The 25050-nt window shown below is 38.0% G+C and carries 27 protein-coding genes and 1 riboswitch; of the genes, 4 read left to right on the forward strand and 23 right to left on the reverse strand.

The window, feature by feature from the left end; translation table 11 throughout:
* Nucleotides 1-131: 131 nt before the first annotated feature.
* A complete protein-coding gene (locus LJC66_RS22030; RefSeq protein WP_230933534.1) occupies nt 132-737 on the reverse strand; it encodes a YphA family membrane protein in 606 nt (201 codons plus the stop codon).
* A 120-nt stretch (nt 738-857) separates the two neighbouring features.
* Between LJC66_RS22030 and LJC66_RS22035 the strand changes: the two genes are divergently transcribed.
* Nucleotides 858-995, forward strand: a complete 138-nt coding sequence (locus tag LJC66_RS22035) for a YpzI family protein (RefSeq protein WP_016765475.1) — start codon at nt 858-860, stop codon at nt 993-995.
* 31 nt (nt 996-1026) lie between these two features.
* Here LJC66_RS22035 and LJC66_RS22040 read toward each other — a convergent pair whose 3' ends face one another.
* The 10 genes from LJC66_RS22040 to prsW form a co-directional block, all read right to left on the reverse strand.
* On the reverse strand, nt 1027-2241 hold the full coding sequence (locus tag LJC66_RS22040) for an MFS transporter (protein WP_230933535.1): 1215 nt from the start codon (nt 2239-2241) through the stop codon (nt 1027-1029).
* A gap of 179 nt (nt 2242-2420) precedes the next feature.
* Nucleotides 2421-3470, reverse strand: coding sequence for a type 2 isopentenyl-diphosphate Delta-isomerase (gene fni, locus LJC66_RS22045; RefSeq protein WP_230933536.1), 1050 nt, complete (start codon nt 3468-3470; stop codon nt 2421-2423).
* A 16-nt stretch (nt 3471-3486) separates the two neighbouring features.
* Entirely contained in the window at nt 3487-4623 is a 1137-nt protein-coding gene (gene rpsA, locus LJC66_RS22050) for a 30S ribosomal protein S1 (RefSeq protein ID WP_153255014.1), read from the reverse strand.
* A gap of 162 nt (nt 4624-4785) precedes the next feature.
* On the reverse strand, nt 4786-5373 hold the full coding sequence (locus LJC66_RS22055) for a lysophospholipid acyltransferase family protein (RefSeq protein ID WP_057233610.1): 588 nt from the start codon (nt 5371-5373) through the stop codon (nt 4786-4788).
* Nucleotides 5370-6044 (reverse strand): (d)CMP kinase, encoded by a 675-nt coding sequence (cmk, locus tag LJC66_RS22060; protein WP_230933537.1) that lies wholly within the window; start codon nt 6042-6044, stop codon nt 5370-5372. The genes LJC66_RS22055 and cmk overlap by 4 nt, the downstream gene beginning before the upstream one ends.
* A 162-nt stretch (nt 6045-6206) precedes the next feature.
* Nucleotides 6207-6383 (reverse strand): YpfB family protein, encoded by a 177-nt coding sequence (locus LJC66_RS22065; RefSeq protein WP_013059030.1) that lies wholly within the window; start codon nt 6381-6383, stop codon nt 6207-6209.
* A 69-nt stretch (nt 6384-6452) separates the two neighbouring features.
* Nucleotides 6453-7118 carry a flagellar brake protein gene (locus LJC66_RS22070; protein ID WP_047930819.1) on the reverse strand — a complete coding sequence of 222 codons (666 nt, stop codon included), beginning with the start codon at nt 7116-7118 and terminating at the stop codon, nt 6453-6455.
* A gap of 155 nt (nt 7119-7273) precedes the next feature.
* A complete protein-coding gene (ypeB, locus tag LJC66_RS22075) occupies nt 7274-8623 on the reverse strand; it encodes a germination protein YpeB (protein WP_014458333.1) in 1350 nt (449 codons plus the stop codon).
* A 17-nt stretch (nt 8624-8640) separates the two neighbouring features.
* Entirely contained in the window at nt 8641-9570 is a 930-nt protein-coding gene (gene sleB / locus LJC66_RS22080) for a spore cortex-lytic enzyme (RefSeq protein ID WP_230933538.1), read from the reverse strand.
* Between the two features lie 146 nt (nt 9571-9716).
* Entirely contained in the window at nt 9717-10367 is a 651-nt protein-coding gene (prsW, locus tag LJC66_RS22085) for a glutamic-type intramembrane protease PrsW (protein ID WP_230933539.1), read from the reverse strand.
* 198 nt (nt 10368-10565) lie between these two features.
* Between prsW and LJC66_RS22090 the strand changes: the two genes are divergently transcribed.
* On the forward strand, nt 10566-11537 hold the full coding sequence (locus tag LJC66_RS22090) for an asparaginase (RefSeq protein WP_230933540.1): 972 nt from the start codon (nt 10566-10568) through the stop codon (nt 11535-11537).
* Nucleotides 11538-11556: 19 nt separating this feature from the next.
* Here LJC66_RS22090 and LJC66_RS22095 read toward each other — a convergent pair whose 3' ends face one another.
* The 10 genes from LJC66_RS22095 to LJC66_RS22140 all read right to left on the reverse strand — a co-directional run bounded on the left by LJC66_RS22095 (nt 11557) and on the right by LJC66_RS22140 (nt 20981).
* A complete protein-coding gene (locus tag LJC66_RS22095) occupies nt 11557-12528 on the reverse strand; it encodes a YpdA family putative bacillithiol disulfide reductase (protein ID WP_230933541.1) in 972 nt (323 codons plus the stop codon).
* Between the two features lie 123 nt (nt 12529-12651).
* Nucleotides 12652-13917, reverse strand: coding sequence for a Glu/Leu/Phe/Val family dehydrogenase (locus tag LJC66_RS22100; RefSeq protein ID WP_374199259.1), 1266 nt, complete (start codon nt 13915-13917; stop codon nt 12652-12654).
* Nucleotides 13918-14274: 357 nt separating this feature from the next.
* On the reverse strand, nt 14275-14877 hold the full coding sequence (locus LJC66_RS22105; RefSeq protein ID WP_013084906.1) for a genetic competence negative regulator: 603 nt from the start codon (nt 14875-14877) through the stop codon (nt 14275-14277).
* 127 nt (nt 14878-15004) lie between these two features.
* Nucleotides 15005-15916 (reverse strand): MerR family transcriptional regulator, encoded by a 912-nt coding sequence (locus LJC66_RS22110; protein ID WP_230933543.1) that lies wholly within the window; start codon nt 15914-15916, stop codon nt 15005-15007.
* A gap of 107 nt (nt 15917-16023) precedes the next feature.
* Entirely contained in the window at nt 16024-16791 is a 768-nt protein-coding gene (locus tag LJC66_RS22115; RefSeq protein ID WP_230933544.1) for a metallophosphoesterase, read from the reverse strand.
* Nucleotides 16792-16811: 20 nt separating this feature from the next.
* The gene (locus tag LJC66_RS22120; protein ID WP_230933545.1) at nt 16812-17186 is read right to left on the reverse strand and encodes a hypothetical protein; all 375 of its coding nucleotides are present in this window, start codon (nt 17184-17186) and stop codon (nt 16812-16814) included.
* Between the two features lie 54 nt (nt 17187-17240).
* Nucleotides 17241-17696: a DUF2663 family protein gene (locus LJC66_RS22125; RefSeq protein WP_050688211.1), complete on the reverse strand. Its 456-nt coding sequence runs from the start codon at nt 17694-17696 to the stop codon at nt 17241-17243.
* An 89-nt stretch (nt 17697-17785) separates the two neighbouring features.
* Nucleotides 17786-18391, reverse strand: a complete 606-nt coding sequence (locus LJC66_RS22130) for a CPBP family intramembrane glutamic endopeptidase (protein ID WP_230933546.1) — start codon at nt 18389-18391, stop codon at nt 17786-17788.
* On the reverse strand, nt 18391-19908 hold the full coding sequence (locus LJC66_RS22135) for a RecQ family ATP-dependent DNA helicase (protein WP_230933547.1): 1518 nt from the start codon (nt 19906-19908) through the stop codon (nt 18391-18393). The genes LJC66_RS22130 and LJC66_RS22135 overlap by 1 nt, the downstream gene beginning before the upstream one ends.
* A gap of 23 nt (nt 19909-19931) precedes the next feature.
* On the reverse strand, nt 19932-20981 hold the full coding sequence (locus tag LJC66_RS22140; RefSeq protein WP_230933548.1) for a YpbB family protein: 1050 nt from the start codon (nt 20979-20981) through the stop codon (nt 19932-19934).
* A 257-nt stretch (nt 20982-21238) separates the two neighbouring features.
* On the opposite strand from LJC66_RS22140, the gene LJC66_RS22145 reads away from it, so the two are divergent.
* The gene (locus LJC66_RS22145; protein WP_013059046.1) at nt 21239-21487 is read left to right on the forward strand and encodes a ferredoxin; all 249 of its coding nucleotides are present in this window, start codon (nt 21239-21241) and stop codon (nt 21485-21487) included.
* Between the two features lie 78 nt (nt 21488-21565).
* Here the strand turns inward: LJC66_RS22145 and LJC66_RS22150 are convergent, their stop codons facing one another.
* Nucleotides 21566-22141 (reverse strand): ECF transporter S component, encoded by a 576-nt coding sequence (locus LJC66_RS22150; protein ID WP_230933549.1) that lies wholly within the window; start codon nt 22139-22141, stop codon nt 21566-21568.
* A 154-nt stretch (nt 22142-22295) separates the two neighbouring features.
* Nucleotides 22296-22438, reverse strand: a riboswitch (FMN riboswitch).
* Between the two features lie 299 nt (nt 22439-22737).
* On the opposite strand from LJC66_RS22150, the gene serA reads away from it, so the two are divergent.
* Nucleotides 22738-24312, forward strand: a complete 1575-nt coding sequence (gene serA, locus LJC66_RS22155) for a phosphoglycerate dehydrogenase (RefSeq protein WP_230933550.1) — start codon at nt 22738-22740, stop codon at nt 24310-24312.
* A gap of 31 nt (nt 24313-24343) precedes the next feature.
* Here serA and LJC66_RS22160 read toward each other — a convergent pair whose 3' ends face one another.
* The gene (locus LJC66_RS22160) at nt 24344-25033 is read right to left on the reverse strand and encodes a peptidoglycan DD-metalloendopeptidase family protein (RefSeq protein ID WP_050688206.1); all 690 of its coding nucleotides are present in this window, start codon (nt 25031-25033) and stop codon (nt 24344-24346) included.
* Nucleotides 25034-25050 lie beyond the last annotated feature (17 nt).

A 25050-nucleotide genomic window follows, 5' to 3' on the forward strand; every position in this document is an offset into this window, starting at 1 on the left:
GCTTTTTATCAGCTCTATTTTACACCAAGCTGATTAACTGCCTATCCGCTGAATAAGCATTACTCTTTCAATCAAACAATTTTATCAAAAATCACCGGTAACAACAATATAATTTTACGAAATCTCTTCTTCTATTTGTAAGTACTTTGCTTTTGCCTGTGAGACTTCAGCACGTACAAATCTAAATAAGCAGAGAAATAAACCAGCATCTCCCAAATAAACATAGATCCTACTGCTGTTGCTAAAACGTCGAGTGTCCGAAGAGACCCTACTTCATAAGATGCAATATCTCGAATGACAACTGCGTATAAAAAATCTCCTCCAACTACACCTAAAATGATCGCTGCGAATCTTTTTTCAGCATCTTTAATCACCATAAAGCAAATATATAAGATAAGTCCAGTCAAAATCCACTTACGATCAATAAAAATCCACACAGGATCATAGAGCTCAAGTAAACAAAAACCAGCATAGGCAATTATTATAATGCCGCATACCATAACATAATATAACTGCTGAAACCTGCTGTAGCCTGAAGCATAAATACACGCTACCCCCACTAAAAACAAAGCGGTGTAGCTACATGAAAACTGAGCCGTATGCATGTTCATTCCGCTTAGGAGTATACTGATTAATATAATGGCTGCTACCTTCCAACGCCTAGGTGTTTTGGGCATAAGAAAAGTCGCAACAATCCATCCCATCCACGAAAGCCAATAAAAGAAAATTCCGTCCACTGAATATGGCACCTCCTCTACCTGTCATCAGTATGTATCAATTTTGGAAAACTTAATCGGAGTTTTAGAATAGACCCCCTTATTTTGGACAACCTATCAGAAAAAAGGAGGGAATATAAAATGGGAAAAGATCGTCAAGAGAAAAAATTAAAGGAATCAAAACGAGTTGAATCTGACCGTGATCAAGGACTTCACTACCCGGGAGCGACAAGCTTGCAAAGTCCTGAAGAAGCGCGCGAGTTAAATGATCATAAATAAAAAAATGCGCTGACTAAGTCAGCGCATTTTTTTATTTTAAAACTGGATGTGAAATAGAATAGGAACGTTCTTTCTTTCCTGTAAACAAAAAGAGAACTCCTCCCACTAACAATAGTGCTCCTGACAAATAAAATCCGAATTCCATACTTCCAAGTTTATCTGCAAAATATCCGGTAATGTAAGGTGCAAAGATCGATGACAGCATACCGCTGAAGTTGAAAAAACCGTACACTTTAGAGTACATGGACGATGGAGTAATATCCGCCATATACGAAATCAAAATCGGATCTAATGCTAATTTCCCTATCAGACCGTACACAATTAAGCCGATTAATAGCCAAGAATAACTCTCTGTATAGGGAATAAAAAATTGACATAAAGCGCCCGCTACTGACAAACTCACAATTAATGCTTTTTTATTTGCAATTCGATCAGATATATATCCAAAGAAGATTGCTCCTGGAATAGACGCCCACGGTACTAAAGATGCTATAATGCCTGTTTGAGACCCTTCTAAGCCTCGCGAGTGCTGCAAGTAATACGGAAGCCACGTCAGCATCCCAAAAAATCCGTAAAGAGAGCAGAAGATTAAAATGTATACGAAAATATGATTTCTTGTAAATAATACTTTTAGCGACTGCTTTGTTTCTTTATTTGGCGAATTTTTTTCTTGATCCCTTTGCTTATCTTTTACAAAGAAAGCTATTAAAATAGCTATTACTATAGTCGGAATAGCAAATAAGTAAAAAGTAAACTGCCAGTTTTTTTCTAACGTATATGTAATGTATGTAGAACCGATAAAACCAAGTGATATACCAAAAGCCATTCCACTATTGATGAGCGCAGACACTAGACCTCGGTATCGTTCGGACGTGATGCTTGAAGAAATTCCGTATTGTGAGCCATAATACGTTCCTTCTCCAAGTCCTGTCAGCGCCCGCATGAGTAAGAACATACCGAAAGTAGTCGTAAGTCCTGTGAAAAATGTGGCAACTCCAAACAAAATGTATCCAGCCACTAAGATCTTAACGCGCCCAAATCGATCTGCCAAAAAACCCGTTGGAATTTGCATAGCTGCATACGCTGCAAAAAATACGGTAGACATTAGCCCAAGTTCAGCTTTATTAAGATCCCACTGTGCACCGATATCTCCCATAACTGGAGATAAAATATTACGATCTGCATACATGAAAACCCAGCCTAAAAAGAAAAGAAAAATTGTAAATATAGGATGTCCCTTTTTCATTATGTCACCTCTTTTTTCTGATTTTTCTGTTTATTTAACTTATTATAAGTGGCTAACGTTTGGGATTTCATGCTTTTTGTCACTTCTTCTGCCAACATTTTTTGTTTTTTTAAATGAAAACGCGATCATTCATCTTTTAAAGAAATAAAAAAGCATGCAGTTAACTGCATGCTTTTTTATCATCTGTTATTAAATGTATCTATGGAAACATTTCGCTGAGTCAGCCAGCTATGGGTGTCCCCTGTAATAACTAGAGGCATTTGCTGAAGCTTAGCAATAGAAGTTGCTCCTAGCGCAGCCATGATAAACGTTAACTCCTCATGCAGCTTGGCTATCTCTTCTACGACTGCTTCTAAACCAGACTTCATTAAAATGGATAGAAAATATCCTGCCATTCCCGTTGCAGAAGCTCCTAACGCAATAGACTTAGCAATATCCATAGAGGTTTGAATACCTCCTGAACCAATAATGGACATACCTTCTACGTGCTGAGATACTTCCGCTAAAGAAGCTGCTGTGGAAATTCCCCAATCATTAAAGAAGTGAAAATGTTTTGCTCGTCTTTCATTTTCGATTTTCGAAAAATTGGTACCGCCGTACCCACCAATATCAACGATTTCAACACCAACATCTTTAAGTTTTTGCACTGCTTGAGCGCTCATCCCAAAACCTACTTCTTTGACAATTACAGGAACGGTTACTTCCCTTACAATGCGTTCAATACGACGTAATGCATCGGTAAAATCACGATCTCCCTCGGGCATAACCAGTTCTTGTATAACATTTAAATGAATTTGAAGTCCATTTGCTTCAAGCATATCAACCGCTTTTTTAGCTTGTTCCACTGTAGCTTCACTGCCTAGGTTGGCAAAAATAATTCCGTTAGGGTTTTCTTGACGCACTACTCTGTATGATTGTTCTTCCTTTTCATCTTTAATCGCAGCCATCTGCGATCCAACGGCCATTGCTAATTCACCATGATGAGCAATTTGAGCAAACGAACGGTTAATCCGTTCCGTTTCTTGTCCGCCTCCACCCGTCATAGCATTTATAAAAATTGGCGAACTTAACAAAAGTTCGCCAATTTTTGTATCAATATGAACATCGTGCACGCCTGTATTTGGTAAGCTATTATGAACGAAGCGAATATCATCTAGCCCGTGCAGCCTATGCTGTCCCGTTTGAATCGCATGATGAATGTGATCAATTTTACGTTTTGCTCTGCTCACAAATCATCACCATTACTTATCTTAATTTTTTTAATTGATCCCCAATCATATCACCTAATTGGAAACCTTTGGACTCTTCTTGTAATTCATAGTCACCATAATCTTCTTGTTCTTCTTCCTCAAGATCACGAATGCTCAACGAAACGCGTCGTTCTTGTTCATTCACATCAAGTACTTTTACCGTCACTTTTTCACCTTCAGAAAGTACTTCATGCGGTGTCCCGATATGCTTATGGGAAATTTGAGAAATGTGTACAAGCCCTTCTACTCCAGGTAGAACTTCCACAAAAGCTCCAAAAGATACAAGTCTTCTAACGGTTCCATCTACTACATCACCTTGGCGAAGCTTCGTAGAAATGTTGGACCATGGACCTTCTAACGTATCTTTAATAGATAATGAAACACGCCCCGTTGATTTGTCAACAGACAATACTTTGACTTTCACAGTATCTCCCTCAGCTACTACGTCTGAAGGTTTTTCTACACGCGTATGTGAAAGCTGAGAAATGTGCACTAACCCATCTACTCCGCCTACATCTACAAATGCTCCAAAGTCTGTTAAGCGCTGAACGGTTCCTTCTAAAACCTGACCTTCTTTTAATGACTCAAGAACATTTTCTTTTTGTTGTACAAGCTCTTCTTCTACAACTGCACGATGCGAAAGGATCACGCGGTTTTTTTCTTTATCTAATTCTACTACTTTGACTGTAAGAGTTTGATCTTGATACTCTGCAAAATCATCAACGAAATGAGTTTCAACAAGAGAAGCTGGAATGAACCCTCTTACACCAATATCTACTACTAATCCGCCTTTGACAATTTCCTTGACTACCGCTTCAAACACTTCACCTGAAGAAAGTTTTGCTTCTAAACCATCCCATGCTTTTTCAGCATCTACAGCCCGTTTAGATAGCACAAGCAAATCGTCTTCCACTTTAATTACTTTCGCTTCGACTTCGGCACCTTCTTGGATTACATCGCCTGCTTTTTCAATATGTAAGCTCGCTAATTCACTAATTGGAATAATACCGTCTAGTTTGCTGTTAGGTACATCTACATACACTTGCTTTTCTTCTACTTTTGTAATAGTACCTTTTACTGTTTCCCCTACTTCTAATGACGTTACCTCTACTTGATTCATATCTTCTGTCATCGTCTTTTCCTCCTCCAATATCCATCTACAATATGTATTCCCTTGTAAGAGTTCTTCACTCTTTTAGCTCATCATTATTGTATATAGCTCTGTATAGAAAAAACTCTCTTTGTTACTAACTTCTAATAAATAGAATCTTTTGTCAAGTCATAAGGTTACAAACTATTGATATTTTTCAATTAATTCACCAATGCTTTTCATAATAACTTCGGTTACTTCGTCAGCTGATGCTTTTCGTTCGCGAAGCTCATCCATCTGAATTGGCGGTCCGTACACTACTTTTAACCTTGCAAAACGCTTATATGGACCAATAACAGCGCAAGGCACAACAGCTGCTTTTGAACGCAAAGCAAAAAAGCCTACTCCAGCCATCCCTTTTCCTAATTTCCCATCTTTACTTCTTGTTCCTTCGGGAAATAATCCAAGTACTTTCCCTTCTTTTAAAATCTTTAACCCTTGCCGCAAAGCTTCGCGATCTGCCATCCCGCGCTTTACAGGAAATGTTTCTAACTTTGGCAGAACAGTCTTCAGAAAAGGTGCTTTAAACAGCTCTGCTTTTGCCATAAACGAAATAGGCCTTGGACATGTCACACCTACAGTAGGCGGATCTAAGTTGTCAATATGATTTGAACAAAGCAAAACTCCGCCTTCTGAAGGGATATTTTCTGCACCGATTACTTCATAACGATAAACTGGTGTTAAAATGCCTTTTACAATGGCACGTGCAAACATATAAAAGCTCAAAATCATCCAATCCTTTCTTTTGTAATAGAAAGTATTTTTTCTACAACTCCTTCAATCGATAAAGAAGTTGTATCGATTTCAATTGCATCTTCAGCTTTTTTAAGAGGTGCTACTTCGCGCTCAGAATCCAACTTGTCTCTGCGGGCAATTTCTTCTTTTAAACGCTCTAAATTTGATTCAAAACCTTTTTTTATGTTTTCGTCATGGCGTCGCTGTGCTCTTTCATCCACAGACGCTAATAAAAAGATTTTAACTTCTGCGTGAGGAAGCACGTGTGTACCGATATCACGTCCATCCATTACAACGCCTCCATCTTTAGCAAGGCCCTGCTGTCTCACTACCATCTCTTTGCGAACTGCACGATGTTTTGCTACGATGGATACAGAGTTAGTTACTTCTGCGGAACGAATTTCACTTGTAACATTCTGTCCATTTAAGATGACTACCTGTCCAGATTCAGACGGTTTTAAATCGATTACTGTTTCGTTAAGCAAATGCAATAGCTCTGCTTCATTTTGCAAATCTACCTGGTTTTTCTGCGCTTGATACGTTAGAGCACGATACATCGCTCCTGTATCAACATAAATATATGATAAGGTTTCTGCTATAATCTTTGCCACTGTACTTTTCCCAGCAGCTGCAGGACCGTCAATTGCGATTGAAATTTGTTTTTCCATAAGTGCCTCCCTTAATTTCAAAACAGGAACAAACCACTTTCATCTTTTATACAATGAGCCATTTTATATGAAACGTTTATAAACGAAAAAAAGAGCAGGGGGTCTTCTCCTGCCTGGTGTTCACTGCATGCTTCTTTCCTAGTTATTCTACCATACGTCCGACTACTGGTCGAATGTTTCAATAATTTTATTAAAATTATTTTTGCTCACTCCCTCATACTGAATAACCTTTGAGAAATATGTACTGTGACTGCTAGATAATAAAATACATTGGGCAATTATTAAAAACACAAATTGAATAACCACTAATTTAATTAAAATTCGTTCTATTCGATTCACCTTTTTTCTCCTTTTGTAAGAAGTAATATCTTTGCTTACAGTTTAGGAAAGAGAAGTTTTTTTTATACGCTAAAGAAGACCTTTTCTTCTTAGGTCAAGCTGACGCTTTAAGGTATAACGAATCATCATTTCCTTCGTTTGTTTTTCCATATCCATAAATTTAATAGATAGCTGACCTACTTTACAAGAAGTCGGGGCGGTAATTCGTACAACTTCCCCTTTTAATTCAAGATGCTGCAAAGCTCCCTCACGATTAGGAAGACTTAATCGTACAACAACCGAATCTTTTTCATTAAAAAGCAGCGAGTGATGGAAGGAGCCGGCTATTCCACCTGCACTGATGTTTTTAGTCATGATTTCCATTACGTCCTGCTGTTCTTGTTCACTTTCTATCACCGCCTTCACTGTAAGCGGCACACGGAAAAAATTTCTTCTTTGGATAGATTTCAACTTTTTATCGCCCGGGTAAAAGAGCTTCACAACAGGCATGCCTTTTATTTCACGCCCTGTTACTTCAGTTGGAAAGGTATATACATTTTGATCATATCCAATAAACGTAGCAAGCAATTTTGTACCTTTTAGTAAAAAAGCACTTCGCTGCGTTTCTTCATTTAGCGGATAGCTAATATAAATCACGTCTTCCGTAAACTCAACTACTTTACATCGATATGTTTGTTGTAATATAGACTCTCTGTGCCCGCTCTCTAACGTCAACCTCATTCCCGCTTTTATCATCTTCTCTCTCCTTCAGTTCCACTATATACACTTTTTCCCTTTATTTAAACATAGTCAAATATATTTATTTTGTAAATATAAATTAGTCATTTAGACTCAATAAAATATCACAAAACACAAAAAACGGTGTCTATAGACACCGGTTTTTATCAACTTTACACTTCATTATATAAAGGTTCTGAGTTTTGCAGTTTTTCAACTTTTTCTTCAAAACCCGTATCAGCATTGATGAAAATACGATACGTATCATTTTTTATTGTCCCTAAAAACTCATAGCATAGCACTTCTTCGTTTAAATCATTCGTAATGATTGCCAAGCGGTCTTCCATCACTTTTACATTCGAGTTCAGCTTGGTTTTTGCCTGTTCTTTCGAAATTTTAGGTTTTGGAATATCTCTTGTACGATGTTTTAATAAGAAGTCTTTAGCTGAGAAACCAATCACAGATCCATCTTCTAAAGACATTTTCATTTTAACTGAATCCGGATAAATCCGAACTCCACTTTCCGTTTGCTCTACGAATGTAAAAACTCCCATGTTATCATATTGAGCGCTTTCAGCCATTACTAGGCTTTCAAAACGATGATCTTTTAAAAACTTAGTCGCTTTGTTCATAGCATCGTTTAAACTAATATTTTGTTTTTTAATATCTCGATCTTCGAGCACCCAAAGCGGATATCCACCTTTTTGTGTAATATCCATATACGTCTCTTGTTTAGTCTTTGGATCTGTAATGGTTAAGCTGTACACCTCATAATCGGCATCTTTTCCGCTCTTTACAATATGAATTTGTTCATTTCCTTTTAAATTCAAAAACGAACGCGCCACTTGTTTTGCAACATCTTCACTAACTTCTCTGCCTTTTAATTGATGAAAAGCATTTTTTTCCTGCTCATTCGTTGCATTCATAACGCCTAAATCTGTTTCGGCAAAAGAATCCATACTTTTTTCAACGGTTTTTAATCCGTCAATAATCGTATTGTCCCCTTGCTTTTCTTTTGTAGCTAAGGCTAGCTCAACATCCATCCAGCGCAAGTTATTATCAATGACTAGATGCTGTACTTGGCGCATTTCATTTTGAATTTCGCCTGACTGATCATAAAGCGAATTTAACGTTTTATACTCTTTATCTGTTAGGGGGGATTTGCTTAAATCCCTTACCGCCACTTTATACGTAAAGTCACCAACATCTGAAAGAAACTCTTCTGTTTTATTGAACGGTAAAAGCGATAAAGGCAGCTGTCCTACATTATTATGAGCTTCAGAAGTTAAACGCCATACTTCTGCAAGCGCGGGCGAAAGCTGATCTCTCGAACTCATGGCGAGCGTGCCACCGATTTTATCATTTAATAAATCTAGCTGATATGACAGATCATGAAATGCTCGTTGATACGTATTCTCGGCTTGAAGCAGCACAGCATCTTTTTCTTGATGTTCGCTGTACCCCCAATACCCTACACCTACAACACCAATAGCTAATAATACAATTAAAATTGTTCGAATCATGTTTCCTTCACCTCTCTTTATCGACAGAAAATGTGTTTCCCAATTTGCTTAATTTGAGGACGTGACCAAATCCATGCGCTTGTTGCTGTATCCGGATTAAAGTAATAAATAGCATTCCCAGTAGGATCCCATCCGTTAATCGCATCCATAACCGCTTTTTTAGATGTTGGATTGGGTTCAAGCCAGATTTGCCCATCTGCTACGGCAGTAAATGCACGCGGTTCAAAAATAACTCCAGCGACTGTATTTGGAAATGACGGACTGTTAACTCGGTTCAAAATAACGGCCGCTACGGCTACTTGGCCATTATATGGTTCACCCCGTGCTTCACCATGCACGGCATTTGCCATGAGCTGAATATCATTTTGTGAAAAACCGCTCGGTACATTCACCGCTGTTGGCTTTTGTGCTTTTTCTTTCTGTTGCTCAGAATTTCCTTTAGACGTATTACGCTGCGGCTGACTGGCAGGTTTTTTTGCCTGAGAAGATCCGCTTTGTGCTTTTTTCTGGCCATTGTTCCCGCTGCTTTTCCCACTACGGCTTCCTTTAGACTGTTGATCAAGAGGCTGACCGCCATAGTGCGTAAACTTATTCCCTTTTCTAATTTGATTTTTCACATAGTTTTCGTGATATTTTGTCGCGTTGGCTAATTTAATCTTTGTTTGCCAGCCTGCTAAACCGTCAATCTTTTTAATGCCAAATTCATATTGAAAATTGCGCAGTGCCCAGTATGTGCTCCATCCAAATACACCGTCAATTTTCCCATTATAATAACCTAAATACTGAAGTCTCGACTGCAGCTCAATAACGTCATCTCCAACTGCTCCGTGTTGAATGACTTGATTTGAAAACGCGTGAGCGGCCTTTGGACTCACAACGGACGCTGCAATAAATGAACATATGCATATGAGACATGCATACTTTTTAAAACATCGAAATGATAACATGACAAAACCTCCTACATCGTATGTAACTGATAAGATGATAGGAGTATTTTTTGTAAAGGTTGTTTTTTTATACAAGATGCGCAAAATTTACCGAAATGAAAAAAACTCAGCTCGTAAATCTCTCAAAAAAGATTTACAAGCTGAGCCTAGACAATCGATGGCTGTTTGGCCTTTTTTACTTTTCTTAATGCCAGCCACCATAAATAAATCATAAATGGAATAATAATAAATACCCAATGATCCATTGTTTTTAAAATATAATCATATGTTCCATGTAAAACGAGCGGCGCAAATACGGAGTACAGCGTCCACTTCGTTTTTTCCTTTCCTTCAGAAAACTTTGCTTTCCCTAAATAATACCCCATAATGACGCCGAATAAAGCATGACTAGATACGGGTAAAAAGGCTCTTCCTAGCGCTGATTCTAAACCATTTGCAAATAAATATAAAATATTTTCAACGGTAGCAAAACCTAATGAAACAGCTGCCCCGTAAACAATTCCATCATAATGCTCATCAAATTCCACATGCTGATAAATCGTGAAATATAAAATGAACCATTTGAAAAATTCTTCTAAAAAGCTTGTCGTAAAAAATGCTTGAAGAAAAGGTGATTGAAAAACGTGTTCTTCACCAAATACATATTGAATAAACATAATTGGCAAAACAAGCATTGCTCCAAAAATAAATGTTTTTAATACCATTGAAATAGGCTCAGTTTCATATTCATCTTTCAAATAAAAAAAACTTAACAATGCCAATCCTGGCGCAATGCCTGCAGATACAATCGCCAACATAAATAGCGCCTCATCTCCTCTATTTTTTTTAATAGTAACATGTTATCTTTAGGATGAAAATCTCCGTCTATAATGTCCTTATCTTTATATGTAAATGCTCACATAACTTGCTGTCGATTTACAAAGCCTAACAAAGACCTTAAACAAGTATACCAAAAAATGTATCATACTTATATGAAAAATTGAAAGGAGCTCTCTATGAAAACTGTTTATATTCTTCACACCGGCGGCACAATCTCTATGAAAGAAGACATGGCAACTGGATCGGTAACACCAGATATTCAAAATCCGCTTCACCGCTCCACATCATCTGTTTCAAGTATGGCCAATGTAATCGTAGAAGAAGCATTTCATCTGCCTTCTCCTCACATTACTCCTAAGGAAATGCTTATACTTTCAAAGAAAATACGCGATAAAATTAATGAAGGCAAGATTGATGCAGTCGTGTTAACTCACGGTACGGATACGCTGGAAGAAACCGCTTATTTTTTAGATTTAACAGTGCATACAGATATTCCAATTGTCTTAACTGGAGCCATGAGATCAAGCAATGAAATTGGTTCAGACGGTCCTTATAATTTTATATCTGCGGTTCGGGTGGCTATTAGTGACGGTGCAAAAGGAAAAGGTGTCTTAGTTGTGATGAACGATGAAATTCATACCGCTGAAAATGTGACCAAAACCCACACAAGCAACGTGGCGACATTTCAAAGTCCCCAGTATGGGCCAATAGGATTAATTACAAAACGCGGCGTATCTTTTCACCACATGCCTACAGAACATGAATTTTATCCTGTTAATCAAATAGATAAACAAATCACTTTATTAAAAGCTTATGCAGGAATGGACGACCACTTGTTTCAAGCAGTGGCTTCAATGAATGTTGATGGACTTGTAATTGAAGCCCTCGGTCAAGGAAATCTACCTCCTCTCACAATTCCAGGCATTCAATTGCTTTTGAAGCGAAAGATACCCATCGTGCTCGTTTCTCGCTGTTTTAATGGAATTGCTCAAGATGTATATGGATATGAAGGCGGTGGCAAGCAGTTGAAAGAGATGGGCGTTATTTTTTCAAATGGCTTAAATGGTCCTAAAGCACGCATTAAACTGTTAGTTGCTCTCCAAGTAACAACGAATCATGATGAGCTGCAGCAGCTATTTAATCATTAGTAAAACAACGCATAGAAGCCTATGCGTTGTTTTTATTGATAATATGAGAAGCAATGGATTTCCCATGAAAACGTCCATTTTCGATAAAAATCTCATTAGCATTGTTTCCTGCAGCAATCACACCAGCGATATAAATTCCTTCCACGTTTGTTTCCATCGTCTCTTCGTTGAAAGAAGGGCGGCCTGTTTCAGCATCTAATTCCACACCCATTTTTGTTAAGAAAGAATGATCAGGATGATAGCCAGTCATTGCAAAAACGAAATCGTTACGAATCGTAGATTCTTTCCCTTCCTGCTCATATGTTACCGTTTCATCCGTTATCTTTGTTACATGAGCATTAAAATGCATCCCAATTGTTCCATTTCGAACCAGCGCCTCAAATTCAGGCAATATCCAAGGTTTTACGCTAGGGGAGTAATCTGAGCCACGATAAACAACCGTCACCCTTGCATCACACTTCACCAATTCCAGAGCTGCATCGACGCTAGAGTTTTTTCCGCCTATAACGACTACATCTTTATCAAAGTACGGATGCGCTTCTTTGAAATAATGAAATACCTTTGATAACTCTTCACCAGGAACATTCATATAATTAGGATGATCGTAATAGCCCGTAGCTATAATGACATTCTCCGCTTCATACGTCTCTTTAGATGTTGTGACATTAAATTGGTTTTCCGCTTGTTTGTCTACTTGCAAGACACGTTCAAACGGCTGAATTCGAACTTGCTTGCGCTTCACCACTTCTCGGTAGTAAGCAAGAGCTTGGTTGCGCACAGGCTTACGATTTTCCGTAATAAAAGGGACATCCCCAATTTCTAGTTTTTCACTCGAACTAAAAAACGTTTGGTGGGTCGGATAGTTATAAATGGCATTCACGATATTTCCTTTTTCAATTACAAGGGCATCAATACCTGTATGTTGAAGCTCAATAGCTGCTGAAAGGCCGCATGGTCCTCCGCCAACAATAATTACTTTTTCTTTCTTCATGCCTGTCACTCCTTCAGTTGTAAACGCACCTTTTTTTATTTTAACGCAGTGTAAAACAAAAAAATCTCCTCATTAATGATAGGAGATTTTTTCTATTTACGCAATTGTTCTGCTGTTCTGTTTTTAAATCCAGCCTCTGAAACGAGAGCCTTCCGCCATTTTTCTTACGCCTATCATATAAGCAGCTAGACGCATGTCGACTTTTCGAGTTGTAGAGGTTTCGTAGATGTTATTAAATGATTTAACCATTACTTTTTCAAGCTTTTCTTCTACTTCTTCTTCCGTCCAATAATAACCTTGGTTATTTTGCACCCATTCAAAATAAGAGACTGTTACACCGCCGGCACTTGCCAAAACGTCTGGAACTAATAAAATTCCTCTCTCTGACAAGATGCGCGTTGCTTCAAGAGTTGTTGGTCCATTTGCTGCTTCTACTACAATACTCGCTTGAATGTTATGGGCATTTTCTTCTGTAATTTGATTTTCAATCGCAGCTGGAACTAGGATATCACAGTCAAGTTCAAGCAGCTCTTTATTGCTGATTGTATTATTGAATAATTTCGTTACTGTACCAAAGCTATCGCGTCGATCTAATAAATAATCAATGTCTAAACCGTTAGGGTCATGCAGCGCTCCGTACGCATCGGATATCCCTACAATTTTAGCGCCAGCGTCGTGCATGAACTTAGCTAAAAAGCTTCCTGCATTTCCAAACCCTTGTACTACTACCCGTGCACCTTGTAATTCAATGCCTTGTTTTTTCGCTGCCTCACGAATACAAATAGTTACTCCTTTTGCAGTCGCTGTTTCACGTCCGTGCGAACCACCTAAGACAAGGGGCTTTCCAGTAATAAAGCCCGGTGAGTTAAATTCATCAATCCGGCTGTATTCATCCATCATCCAAGCCATAATTTGTGAATTTGTAAACACATCCGGCGCTGGAATATCCTTTGTTGGTCCAACAATTTGGCTAATCGCACGAACATATCCGCGGCTTAAACGCTCTAATTCTCCAAAAGACATATTTCGAGGATCACAAACAATTCCACCTTTTCCTCCACCGTAAGGAAGGTCAACGATTCCACATTTTAAACTCATCCATATAGATAGAGCTTTTACTTCTTTTTCAGTTACGTTTGGGTGAAAACGAATTCCACCTTTCGTAGGACCAACTGCATCGTTATGCTGCGCTCGGTAACCTGTAAAAATCTTAACTGATCCGTCATCCATACGAACAGGAATTTTTACTGTCATCATTCGTAATGGCTCTTTTAATAGTTCATACACTTCATCAGGATAGCCTAGTTTTTCTAACGCTTTATGTATCACTGTTTGTGTAGATTTTAAAACATCATGCTTCTCTTCTTGACTATTTTTACTGTCTTGCATCTTGTCGGCTACCATCTGTAAACCTCCTAAAATGTATCGAAAATTATTCGTTTTTAATTGAATGGTGCTTCTTTCATGACATAGTATACACCCTTAGTTTTACATTGCAAAGGAAAATATCGAACTTTTAGTATTTTTTGTGTTCTTCCAAGAAAACGCTTCCAATAACTTTACAAGGTATGCTACAATGTTTTAAGTCTGCCTCTTTTCTAGTATGCTTTAATCGTCTTAAAAAAATAAAAAACACCCGGTGATAAAGAGCACTTTCAACAACTTTGTACAAGCTGAAAGTGCAGCCACTCTTATTTTAATAAAAGTGTTTTATCCTTCACGGGTGTAATTATTTCAATTAAACAGTTAAGAAAAGACAGAGTTAATATACTCCAGAGCTCTCTTTTCTACTAACATTTTTCCATATTCATTTACGCGGTGCTTTGTAATTGTAGAGGGATTTCCATACTCCGCCAAAACCGCAATCATATTCCCAACTTCAGCCGGTGACAGCATGTGATAATCCAACAGCACGTAAAAACGTTTTTCAAATGAATAGAGCACGCTATCCGTATCGTAAAAGTTTGACATGCGTTTGGTCAGCTGAATGACATCTTCAAATGAATCAAACTCAAAAAACATGTCTTCGCTTTCATCTAGCATGACCTGCATTTCAATGAAGTCCTCGAACTCGTCTTCATCGAACTCACCGTAGCTGGTTTCTTCTTCATACTGCTTCGTCACAAATACAACCATTCCCTGTGCTTGAAGTGAAAAAACTTCTACCGAAAGAGAATTTGTAGGTTCAAAGTTCAGTTCTTGAGAAGCTTGCTCTATCATCTCACGAAAAAGCTGTTTTACTTTGAATGTATCTGTCCATAGATCTTCTTTTGTTAACCCTCTTTCTTTTAAATCATCGTAGGTCAAAAAAACTTTTAGCTTATTATAGTTTAATCGTTCAAGCCTCATTAGCGTCCCTCCCCGCTTGCACTCATAACCACATGGTTCGATAATGCAGTATATGTATTTTTTGGAAAACGGTTCGTGATGTTTACTTACGAGTTTACAGGTTTATGATAGGAAAGACAAGCTATTCTCAATCAATTTCTGCTAATTTTTTTGTTAGCCAGCTGTTCCACTCTTCTTTCGTATTTCCTAAAATAAACGGCTGAGCCTCGTCTTTTCTTTTGCTATCTAAACCATCAAACACATAACCGCCTAATCCTACTTTGAGATGCGGGAATTTCTTTATCATTTGGTTCGTCAAATTTAGTGTTTTCTCGGCATTTTCCATCATTGTGCATGACATAAATAAAAACGTTGGGTCTACTTCTTTAACAATTAACTCAACATCTTTATCTTCAATGCTGCTTCCTAAATAAATAACCTCAAACCCTTTACGGCGTAAAAATAGCGTGAAGACTAGGAGTCCCACTTCATGTGTCTCATTAGGTCCGCATACAGCAATCGCTTTAGGCAATAAGCCATTTGAAGGCAGCGAATAAAAAATCATGCTGATACGCGTTTTTAATACTTGGGTCGTATAATGCTCATGAGCACTTGTAATTTGCCCTTTTTCCCACATATCTCCAACCGTCACGAGTAGAGAACCCAAAATATCAATAACCACTTTTTCTACCGAATACAGGCTAAAAGCATGATTAATTAAATCCTGTGCTTTTCCTTCTTCAAAAGATAAAAGCATCGTTAACAGCTCATCCCTAATTTTTTGAGGGGAATCTACTTCTCCTTCTTCTTCAAAGGTTCCTACTGTACTGCTTTCCGTTTCTAATAACGAAACCGCTTGACTGATGGTAAAACCTCCGCTCACTTTTTCCGTGAGCCATTTTAATTTCCGCAAGTCTTCTTCTGTATATAACCGATGCCCGGATTCATTGCGGACAGGATTTAAAATTTGATAGCGTCGTTCCCATGCACGCAAAGTTCCCGGCTGGATTCCGACCATATTTGAGATGGCTTTAATATTATACTTCCCTTCGTGAGCCATACGTAACCTCCAACTACTCTTCGTGAACTGTATCTATTAATTGAATTATAGGATAAGTTATCCTGTGTGTAAAATTTGTATATGCTATGTAAAGAGTTTGTTCAAGGCTATTCTTTCCTTTTTAAAGTGATATAATGCGTTTGAGCTCTAGCTTGTAAACGGAGAGGCAAAGAGGTTGTACCATATCCGTTACTCACAAAAAGAGGAATCTTTCTTTTTTCTTTCAGCCCTCCTAATTCATACATACCCAAATTAAATAAGCGTATCTGTCCCCCGTGTGTATGCCCGCTCAAAATTAAATCTACTTTTAATTCTTCATCTACATAATAGATAACATCAGGATTATGGCTTAGAAGAATGGTAAGCTGCTCAGGTTCAATGGAAGAAACAGCTCTCTTTAGATTCATCTGACCTTCTGATAAATCATCTACCCCTGCAAAGTGGCATGTAGTACCATCTTTAGAAACGGCAAAGACATGCTCATTTTTAAGGGCAATAACTCCTTCATCTTTAAGCATCTGCTTCAATTGCAATTGATCTACTTCGTAATCATTATTTCCCCACACAAAATAGACGGGTCCTAGCGTTTTAAGCTGTTGAATATTTTGACGAGCCCGCAATAAAGGGACTCCTCCTTCTAGTAAATCACCGCCTATGATCACAAAATCTACTTCGCCCGGTATTTTTTCCAACAGCTTCGACGAAACTGTTCGCTTATGTATATCCGATATAAAAAACAGGCGCAAAGGCTGCTGATTTTCAGGAAATCTTGATAAATGAATCGTTCTTTCTTCCACATATGTACGATGAGCTTCTGAAAACATAAAAATCAGCAAGCCTATGCCTAACGCTAAAACCATTAAAAGAATAACCATATATTCTCCTTCTTTTCATTTTATACCCGATGTGTTTCTGTTAAAGAAGAAAGGGCATAAATTATCGCAATTGTTAACAAACCTACTACTTGATAAAGCGCAATTGCACTTAACCATAAAATTCCTATCACACATAGACATGAAACAAGGTATTCATGCCAATTTACCTTATAGCCTTTTAGAAGCAACCGACTTTGCAGAAACACTTTACGAACTGCCGCTGACAGACAAAAAAGAGCCGTGAAAAACAAGATTATAATACTAAACACATCTAACGGATGTAAAATCATTTGAATAAGTAAATAGGTTAACGAAGCTTTTGAGCCTACAGCCGTTAAACTGCTGATATAATAACTGCATAACCACGCAGCCAGCAAGTTAAACCAATCCCTCACAAAAAAACCCCCTTCACTAAACTTCTATGTAAAAAGAGGCTTTTTCATGCGATTCTATTTGTTTTCATGATATAAATTAATTCCATAGGTTGACTGCATCCAGCGGAACGTTTCTTTTCGGTGCTCCCATGTTTCAGGCGTCGCCCATAGCTCTTTGCTTCTTTTAATAATCTCACAGCGCAAATCTTGGAAAGTCTTTTCTGCTTTCTCGCTTTTTTTCTGCAGCTGTACAGTATAAAAGTAAAGTGAGACGGTAAGCAATAGAAACATCAAATGTCCCATGTTGCCTAACAAAAACGAAAAAAATTCGCTAAACGTCGTAAAAAAACCGCTTTGAAATAGGAAAAAAAAGTAGCTGATAACAGCCGTTACACTGGCTAAAAACAAAAGCTTCCATTTTTTCTCTTTAGCTTTCAGCTTATTGACTGTCTCTTTTCTTTTAATAACGCTCGCTAATATATATTGAAGTGTTTCATCGCTCTCAAAGTCTGTCACTTTGTTTTCCATCATTCCACCCCCCTCGTATGCTAGTACAACATATGAGGGAACATAAAAGATTATGTGGGTAGCACTGAAAATAATGGCTGTTTCCTTAACCTTTACTGCATTAGTTCTTCTGGCTGTGCAGATTCCCCTTTTGATTTTCGTATCTGCAGGCCCAATAAAAAATCAATGAGAAAATGAGTAAAAATCGTGACATACAAATTTTCAGTCCACCAAAAAAGTAACCCTATTAAAAAGCTTAAAAACACAACCGAAATAAAAAGAAACCACTTTTTTAAATATCGAATGTGAACGAGTGCAAATACAATACTCGCCCAAAAGAGGCCAAACTGAACTTGTATAATCCCTCGAAATAATATTTCTTCTGAACATGCAACGATTAGGCAAATAAGGATCAGATGAGGAACAGAACGATTAGCAAATAAACGTTCATTGATCCCTCCGTCATCGTATAAATGCTCAGGTACGCATTTCATTAGAAGTATATCTCCTCCTACTACCAAGAGAGCTGTTCCTCCCCCGTACAATAAAATAGAAGACCAATCCAGCTGAAAAAACTGCGAAAAGGAATTCCATGAATCGAATGTAAAAAAACCGATGCCTAAAGCAATGAAGCAGATGAGCAGCTGTGTTACATATAAATTTTTAACTAGCTCTGCATCTGTCATGGATGAAATAAGCTCTTGCTGTGATTTTGCCATTATATCTCTCCTTGACGAAGCAAACGAGCTAATTCTAATTCCCAGCCTTGAAATGTCCATTGCTCCTGCTCACCATTTGTTTTTTTATAGTTTTCTAAATTCAAACCGCAGCAATCGCAACAATTCTCAAGCTCTGATTTTCCCGTTTCATCGAAATAGCCAAGCAGCACGTGACGACGGCATTCTTTTGTCTCAATAAACCCCTTCATCGCACGATACTTGTCATATTTGTTTCGAAGACGTTTATTTACAGCTGCAACAATCGTTTCATACATCGATTCAGGAATTTTCCAGGGTTCAACATGTTCATTTTTCACTACATTTTCTCTGTACAAATAATAACGAATAAATCGCCAATGTGTTTCTTGAACACCCACTGTATAAAGAAAGTGAGACTCTACTTGTTTTAAAGGAATGGCCTGATCATGGTTTCGTAAATACGACAAGCAGTATAAGATGGTATCTGAAGAAGGAAGCTCAATTTCAAGTAAAGAATGAGCAAAATCATCGTCTCCTTCAGCATAAAGCAAGATCGCAATACTGTTTCGCTGATCGCGTCCACTTCTTCCAATTTCCTGTACATATGCTTCTAGCTGCGTAGGTGTATGAAAATGAATAACAAAGCGAACATTCGATTTGTTAACCCCCATTCCAAATGCACTTGTACAGCAAATGATATCAAGCTGATTTTCTAAAAATTGCTGTTGAACAAGCATTCTTTCATTCGGTTCCATTCCTCCGTGGTAATACTGCACTCGCTGTATCCCATTTTCCTTTAGAAGCTGTGTTAATGCTTCTGTCCAAGATCGGCTGGAACAATAGATAATTCCCGGACCTTGCAGTTCACTAACGTACATCAGTAACTTCTCTTTTTTTTCTTCAATACTTGCAACAAAATCAACTTTCATCGCAATATTACTTCGATTCATGGAATAGATGTGCTCGTTGACAGCAGGAAGCGATAAGTAGCGCTTAATATCTTCCACTACTTCCCTAGTCGCAGTTCCCGTTAGTGCCAGACATAGCGGACTGCCAAGTTCCTTCCATATATCTCCTAGCTGTAGATAATCTAAACGAAAATCATGTCCCCACTGAGAAATACAGTGCGCCTCGTCCACAACGAAAAGGCCTACCTTTGCCTGCTTTAATGCTTCTACTACAAAACCATTTTGCAAAATTTCAGGAGATGCATAAATAAAACGATAAAAAGCTAAATTTTTTAGCGCTCGTTGTTTTTCTTCTTGTTGTAGGAAACTATTTAAGGCAATAACTCGCTTTTCTCCGCTTGCCTTTAGTTGTTGAACTTGATCTTCCATCAGTGAAATTAAAGGAGATACAATCAGCACCGGTCGGTTCAACAAATAAGCTGGGAGCTGATAGCACAATGATTTCCCTGTTCCTGTAGGAAGAACCGCTAACACATTATGACCTGTTAAAATATCTTGAATAATCTCTTTTTGTCCTAGTCGAAATTGGCTATAGCCAAATTGTTTCTGTAGAAGTTGTTCTATCTTCACATCAAACACCACTTTTTTTAGTATCAGGTAAAATGTTTTGCTAATACGAGACGAATCTGAAAATAGGTAACGTCGTCTTTTACTTCTTCTTTTATCACCTTTAATTTATTTGTCCGCAAACCTTCAAAGGCTGCGATAATTTTTTCCTGCTGCTTAGGCGATACGTATGCATCGATTGAAAAAGATGGAACAAACAGAGCTAATTCTGCAATATGATCTTCAATGGTACTTTCTTTTAAACGCCTTATATAAGCAATTTCTTCAAGCGTCTTGCCTTTTTGAAGCCAGCTATACGTTTTTAACGTCGAGCTTGTCAAAGGCAATTCTAAATATAGATCACGTAAAAAAGAAGAAAGCACGTGAAAGCTTTCATTATTTTTACTCACTTTTTCAATGATATGGTGAATAACCCCTAAAAGTTGAATATGAACATAATGCTCATCGAGTTCATATTGATATGCTAACTGATTTTTTGTAAAGCCGACTCTTTGGTATCCAGTCAGCTGCAAAACAAAAAGAGACGCATCCCGTTCCGTACAATCTTTCAAGCACGTTCGGAGCTCCTTGAATAGCTCGGCGGCTAACTCTTGACGCGTTTGCTTTTGAGACATAATATACGTTTTGACCCATTGAATGACCTCAGGATTTTTGGAGATGGGTAAAAACCCTTTTTGAAAATACTGTAGGTTTGATAAGGTCTGAATGAACAAAGTGATTCTTGCTAAAAATAATTGAGTACTGCTTGCGAATTTCCATCCGTCTAAAGCTGGATGAAAGGGTCGAGCCGTCAGTTCATCTTCAAGGCGTGCTTGTCCCTTATCTGTCATCACATACTTTTGATTTTCAGTTTCTTCAATATACTGCTGTTCTTTTAAATATGCAACGCAGGTTTCAAAAGACCGTTTATCTAAGTAAACAAATGACTGAAAAAGAAACGAAATTCCAAAAAATTTTCCGTCTTGAATCGTTTGAGCTGACTTTTTACCTGTTAATAAATGATAAATACCATAGGCGGTTCGCTCACCTTTTAACTGTTTTATACAAAATAAAATGCTAACTTGAATATAATTCAAAGGTGTCAACTTCCTTTCTCATTCATTGTACCAAAAGTGACCAATAGCATGTGAGATAAAGGCTTTTCAGCTCTTTCCTTTATGTATCAAAACGTTTGGGTAAGTGAAGAAACCTTGATTTGATAAGCATTCTCAGTGACTTTTCTATTGAAAAGTTTTATAAATCATTTTACAATGAATAAGGAGAAATTTCACTCTTGATTCGCGAAGAGATTATATAATGAGAAATTTTCGAACACTTTACAGGAGGTCTTGTTATGCCAAAATATACAATTGTTGATAAAGATACTTGCATCGCATGCGGCGCTTGCGGAGCAGCAGCACCAGACATTTATGATTATGATGATGAAGGTATTGCATTCGTAACATTAGATGATAACCAAGGTGTAGTAGAAATTCCAGAAGATCTAGAAGATGATATGATGGATGCAATGGAAGGCTGCCCTACGGATTCAATTCGCGTAGCGGATGAAAAATTCGAAGGCGATGCTAATAAATTCGAATAAGTATTGAGCAAACCTGTAGTGTACATGCTGCAGGTTTTTTTATATATAAAAATCGCTCTCACCGGGAGAGCGATTGAATTAAACAGCAATGCGACGTGTGATCCATTGCTTCATTTTTGAAAACAATAAGACAAAGATAACCCCTGTTGCTGCTCCTTTTATTAAGTTAAACGGCAAAATACCTGCAACGATATATTGACGTGCTTGTTCACTAGACATTTCTGGCGATTGCAAGAAGATTGTATACGCTGGTAAGAAGACATAATAATTTAAGACAGCCATGAGTACCGTCATTACCACCGTACCCGTAACCAAACCTATCGTTACGCCTTTAGCCGTTTTAAATCGGTTGAACATATATGATACAGGAAGAACGAACAGCAAACCAGCCACAAAGTTCGCCACTTGACCAACTGGAACCCCTGTAGCACTTCCTTGAATTAAATAATTCAATAAATTTTTTATTCCTTCTACTATAACAGCAGCCATCGGTCCAAATATAAGTGCTGCTACGAGTGCAGGAATTTCGCTAAAATCAATTGTTAAAAACGGAGGCAATCCAGGAATTGGAAAATTAATCATCATTAAAATATAAGCAATACTACTTAACATTCCTAGTATGACCAGCTTTTGAGTTTTCTTACTTTGTTGCATCTTGCCTCTCTCCTTCTTTGTGATCCACTCTTCAAAGAAGAAAGGTTCAACTTTATATCCCCACGCAAAAACCTCCCAACAAATGATTCGTTGAGAGGAGACATGGCAGGCATATTTAATAAACGTTCATCACATTAGGTTTTGAACGCTGAACCTCCACCTTCTCCCATCCAGACTGTACTGTCGGCTTTGGAATTTCACCAAATCTGCTCGTATGTATTACATATAAGCTCGCGGGCTCAAAACAATTTGTTTTTTACCGCCGGTCGGGAATTTCACCCTGCCCCGAAGATAGACCAATATTTAATTATGAATTTATTATATGTTATCTCGAATTAAAAGTAAATAAAGAAGTTCTTTAATTCCTATTAATTTGATGTATTTTATAAACTTCATTTCTGTTTTTATATGTAAAATAAGGAAATAAGTGCATAACAAACAGCAATATGACATATTTATAGTTTCAATTTTACGTTTATAATGGCGTATTTGATAACTAATCGTAAAGTTTAAAAAATATAATTGACAGAATTTTTTTAACATGGTAAATTATCAAATATTTGATGATAGTAAAATCCAAGGGAGATGTTCACGTCATGTATAATGTATTAGTAGCTGATTCAATTAGCAATGAAGGTCTTGCTCCACTACTTGAAGCTCCTCATGTGAATCTTACGCGAAAAAAAGTTGAAGAAGTTGAGAATGATTTGCATACGTACGATGCGCTTTTAGTACGGAGTGCTACGACGGTTACAGAGGATTTGCTGGCAAAAATGCCGAATTTAAAAATTGTTGCCCGTGCTGGAGTAGGTGTCGATAATATTGATATTGAAGCCTCAACCAAACGAGGGGTTGTCGTTATTAATGCGCCGAACGGAAATACCATTTCAACGGCGGAACATACATTTGCTATGATGGCTAGCTTGCTTCGGCATATTCCCCAAGGAAATGCTTCAGTTAAAGCGCGCGAATGGAACCGCTCAGCATTTGTTGGAACAGAGCTTAATCGCAAACACCTGGGCATTATCGGATTTGGACGAATTGGCTCAGAGCTTGCCAAACGCGCAAAAGCCTTCAATATGAGCGTTCACGTTTACGATCCTTTTTTAACATCTTCCCGAGCTGAAAAGCTAGGCGTAGAACTATTATCCCTGGATGAATTACTAGCAGCAGCGGATGTTATTACCGTGCACACTCCCCTTACGAAAGAAACAAAGGGATTGCTGAATCATGACACGTTAGCCAAAACAAAGAAGGGCGTGTTTTTATTAAACTGTGCACGCGGCGGGATCATTGATGAAAAAGCCCTAGTTCATTATCTAGAAATTGGCCATGTTCAAGGTGCAGCTATTGACGTATTTGAAGTTGAGCCGCCGATTGATAACCCTTTGTTACATTTTGATCAAGTTATTACAACTCCCCATTTAGGAGCTTCTACAAAAGAAGCCCAGCTTAACGTTGCTGAAGACGTGGCACATGATGTTTTGCGTTTTCTAGAAGGTAATCCTGTAAGCTCATCCATTAATTTACCGACGCTTTCTAAAGAAGTTTTTGAAAAAATTCAGCCGTTTACGAGCCTTACTAAACAAATGGGAGCTATTTTATCTCAATGCATGCGAGAACCTGTTCAGCATATCTCTATCTCCTACGGAGGCACAGTGACGGATTTGGAAACCACTTATATTACACGGAGCTTATTATCAGGCTTTTTAACTCATCGTATCGACTCACCTGTTAACGAAGTCAACGCTTCTATGATTGCCAAAGAACGAGGAATTACATTTGGTGAAAAAACATCGGAAGATACGCAAGGATATTCCAATATGATTGACGTTACCGTAACAGGCGAACAGCGTACATTTACCATTACGGGCACCTATATAGCAGGCTATGGACCTCGAATTGTTAATATTGATTCGTTTGATATTGATTTTTATCCGGAAGGACATCTTCTTTATATCCGTCACAGTGATCAGCCCGGAGTTATTGGAAGTGTAGGAAAAGTACTTGGAGATTTACGTATTAACATTGCTACCATGCAGGTAGGCCGTAAGCAAAAAGGCGGAGAAGCTATTATGATGCTTACGTTTGATAAACTTTTAGATGACTCTGTCATCTCTTCGTTAAAACAAACAAGCGAAATTGTGACCATACAGCGTATTGAATTGTGACATTGAAAAAAGAGCCTTAGCGGCTCTTTTTTTATGGACTTATTTTTAACACTTGTCCTGCATTTAACATCGTATTTTCTAAATGATTCCACTTTCTTAGCTGATCCATATCTACTTCATATTTGACTGCGAGCTCAGATAATGTATCTCCTTGATGGATAAGAATACAGTTATCAGAAGTCTGATGTAACTGCTGAAAAACCGTGGCAGCTAAATCGCTTTTTACGTATGCCGATAGTTTTTGCTTGTCCAATTTGGCAAGTGGGTTTACTGCATTGGTTTTATCCGGATTCCAACTTCCTTGATGAACTTCAAAATGCAAATGTGCACCTGAAGATCGCCCTGTATTGCCAACTCGTCCAATGTTTTGACCTGCCGCTACACGATTTCCTTCTGTAACAAAACGTTCCTCTAGATGAGCATAGACCGTTTCGTATCCATTTGTTTGTTTGATAAAAACAACCTGTCCATATGTATTTGAATAATAAGAGCGGCTCACCACTCCTTTTGCAACAGCATACACCTGTGTACCAACAGGTGCTGCTATATCAATTCCAAAGTGCTTGGCGTGACGTGAACCAAATATATCAGTTAAGACTCCTTCAACCGGCCACTCCCACTGCTTCTCTTCTGCTTTTACCATTTGCCCGCCCAAAAATAAAAGACCTATACACAATCCCATCACTAATACAACCAATATTCTTCTTAACACGTCAATCATGAAGAAAGAACCTCCTA

Origin of the sequence: Priestia sp. TSO9, assembly GCF_021029645.1 — a bacterium.
Lineage (GTDB): Bacteria > Bacillota > Bacilli > Bacillales > Bacillaceae_H > Priestia > Priestia megaterium_E.

Excerpts from the sequence above, each read along its gene's own strand:
- cmk (WP_230933537.1), bottom strand. The coding sequence starts at position 6,044 with ATGGAAAAACAAATTTCAATCGCAATTGACGGTCCTGCAGCTGCTGGG.
- LJC66_RS22150 (WP_230933549.1), bottom strand. The coding sequence starts at position 22,141 with ATGCAACAAAGTAAGAAAACTCAAAAGCTGGTCATACTAGGAATGTTA.
- LJC66_RS22130 (WP_230933546.1), bottom strand. The coding sequence starts at position 18,391 with ATGGCAAAATCACAGCAAGAGCTTATTTCATCCATGACAGATGCAGAG.
- rpsA (WP_153255014.1), bottom strand. The coding sequence starts at position 4,623 with ATGACAGAAGATATGAATCAAGTAGAGGTAACGTCATTAGAAGTAGGG.
- LJC66_RS22070 (WP_047930819.1), bottom strand. The coding sequence starts at position 7,118 with ATGATAAAAGCGGGAATGAGGTTGACGTTAGAGAGCGGGCACAGAGAG.
- prsW (WP_230933539.1), bottom strand. The coding sequence starts at position 10,367 with ATGTTGGCGATTGTATCTGCAGGCATTGCGCCAGGATTGGCATTGTTA.
- LJC66_RS22115 (WP_230933544.1), bottom strand. The coding sequence starts at position 16,791 with ATGGTTATTCTTTTAATGGTTTTAGCGTTAGGCATAGGCTTGCTGATT.
- LJC66_RS22055 (WP_057233610.1), bottom strand. The coding sequence starts at position 5,373 with ATGATTTTGAGCTTTTATATGTTTGCACGTGCCATTGTAAAAGGCATT.
- LJC66_RS22090 (WP_230933540.1), top strand. The coding sequence starts at position 10,566 with ATGAAAACTGTTTATATTCTTCACACCGGCGGCACAATCTCTATGAAA.
- LJC66_RS22100 (WP_374199259.1), bottom strand. The coding sequence starts at position 13,917 with ATGCAAGACAGTAAAAATAGTCAAGAAGAGAAGCATGATGTTTTAAAA.
- LJC66_RS22105 (WP_013084906.1), bottom strand. The coding sequence starts at position 14,877 with ATGAGGCTTGAACGATTAAACTATAATAAGCTAAAAGTTTTTTTGACC.
- sleB (WP_230933538.1), bottom strand. The coding sequence starts at position 9,570 with ATGTTATCATTTCGATGTTTTAAAAAGTATGCATGTCTCATATGCATA.
- serA (WP_230933550.1), top strand. The coding sequence starts at position 22,738 with ATGTATAATGTATTAGTAGCTGATTCAATTAGCAATGAAGGTCTTGCT.
- LJC66_RS22035 (WP_016765475.1), top strand. The coding sequence starts at position 858 with ATGGGAAAAGATCGTCAAGAGAAAAAATTAAAGGAATCAAAACGAGTT.
- LJC66_RS22095 (WP_230933541.1), bottom strand. The coding sequence starts at position 12,528 with ATGAAGAAAGAAAAAGTAATTATTGTTGGCGGAGGACCATGCGGCCTT.
- LJC66_RS22040 (WP_230933535.1), bottom strand. The coding sequence starts at position 2,241 with ATGAAAAAGGGACATCCTATATTTACAATTTTTCTTTTCTTTTTAGGC.
- LJC66_RS22125 (WP_050688211.1), bottom strand. The coding sequence starts at position 17,696 with ATGATGGAAAACAAAGTGACAGACTTTGAGAGCGATGAAACACTTCAA.
- LJC66_RS22110 (WP_230933543.1), bottom strand. The coding sequence starts at position 15,916 with ATGGCTCACGAAGGGAAGTATAATATTAAAGCCATCTCAAATATGGTC.
- LJC66_RS22160 (WP_050688206.1), bottom strand. The coding sequence starts at position 25,033 with ATGATTGACGTGTTAAGAAGAATATTGGTTGTATTAGTGATGGGATTG.
- LJC66_RS22145 (WP_013059046.1), top strand. The coding sequence starts at position 21,239 with ATGCCAAAATATACAATTGTTGATAAAGATACTTGCATCGCATGCGGC.
- ypeB (WP_014458333.1), bottom strand. The coding sequence starts at position 8,623 with ATGATTCGAACAATTTTAATTGTATTATTAGCTATTGGTGTTGTAGGT.